The sequence below is a fragment of the Peptoniphilus indolicus ATCC 29427 genome, from assembly GCF_000227315.1.
Taxonomy (GTDB): domain Bacteria; phylum Bacillota; class Clostridia; order Tissierellales; family Peptoniphilaceae; genus Peptoniphilus; species Peptoniphilus indolicus.
Genome location: NZ_JH165125.1, coordinates 1 through 1,154, shown reverse-complemented (window position 1 = coordinate 1,154; position 1,154 = coordinate 1). Strand labels below are relative to the sequence as shown.

1 protein-coding gene is annotated in these 1,154 nt (G+C 26.0%); it reads right to left on the bottom strand.

Annotated elements, in window-relative coordinates; all coding sequences use genetic code 11:
* The coding region (locus HMPREF9129_RS10265) for a thioredoxin domain-containing protein (protein WP_040553300.1) at positions 1 to 673 on the bottom strand (673 nt) is incomplete at its 3' end.
* Between the last annotated feature and the right edge of the window lie 481 nt (positions 674 to 1,154).

Below are 1,154 nucleotides of genomic sequence, written 5' to 3'. Positions count from 1 at the left end.
TATTTACTTCATCTTCCTCTATTTCCATTTCTCTTAAATCAGAATGTTCATATATAAAATTTAATAATTCCTCTTTTGTCTTGTATCCCTTAGTTATAAATTCCTTTCCCTTATTATCCACATACATAAAATTTGGAAAATTATCAAATCTTCTATCAAATGTGCTCATTCTATCCTCTAAAAAAATTTGAGAAGAGTCTCGTTCAAATATCTCTATAAATTGATTCTCATTTATTCCTATTTCCTTTAAAATAGGAATAATATTTTCAATCTCCATTGTGTTTACTCCATAGAGTATGGTATCTTCTCTCAATCTTCTTAAAAAAATATTCGCCTTTTCTGGAGCTATTTCCCTAACAGATATAAAAAATTTATCTAACTTATTTGTACTAGGATTTTTTCTAGAAAGCAAATTCGGTAATTTGCTCGACACAGGCATTTTATGTATTATAGAACCAGCTGTCCAAATTTGTCTTAAAATTGCATTTGCAGTTTCATCAGAATCTTTGTCTTTCATATTCATTGGAAGTATATCATGGTAATCAGAAATCATCCCCCCCATTATATTTTCAAACTCAACTTTCCCATCAAATAAATAATCTATTGCCCTTAAAACTTTTTCTTCTCCCCATGACCAAGTACACACTACATCAGAAAAAATATATATCTTCAAATTTACACCCCACACTTACTTAAAAATTTTATTTATAAGAATTACATAATTTATCTCTTGCTCTGAAAAGGTTTTTCTTCCAACTACATAACATTGTTTATTTTTTTATTGTACTATAAATAATATTCTTGAATACTAAGCCTTTTTTATACTCTTCTCACTTTCTTTATAGTTTATATAAATTAAGTATATCATAAATAATATTTTTATGTGATAAATTGTAAAATTAAAAGATATCCCAAATAAAAGATAAAACTCATACTAACTAACTTTGTGTAAAATGTTAATAACTACAAACACACATGTCAATATAAATCATAAATATCTTACACTAGAATTATAGAAATAAGATAGAGTTATTAAATAAAGAGGGTTATTTTTCTGTAGGAATAGCAAAAATTTTAGACTGTTACCATTCTACAATTTCAAGAGAACTTAATGGATTAGAGTAACTTATAAAGCTATAGATGTAGATAAAGGT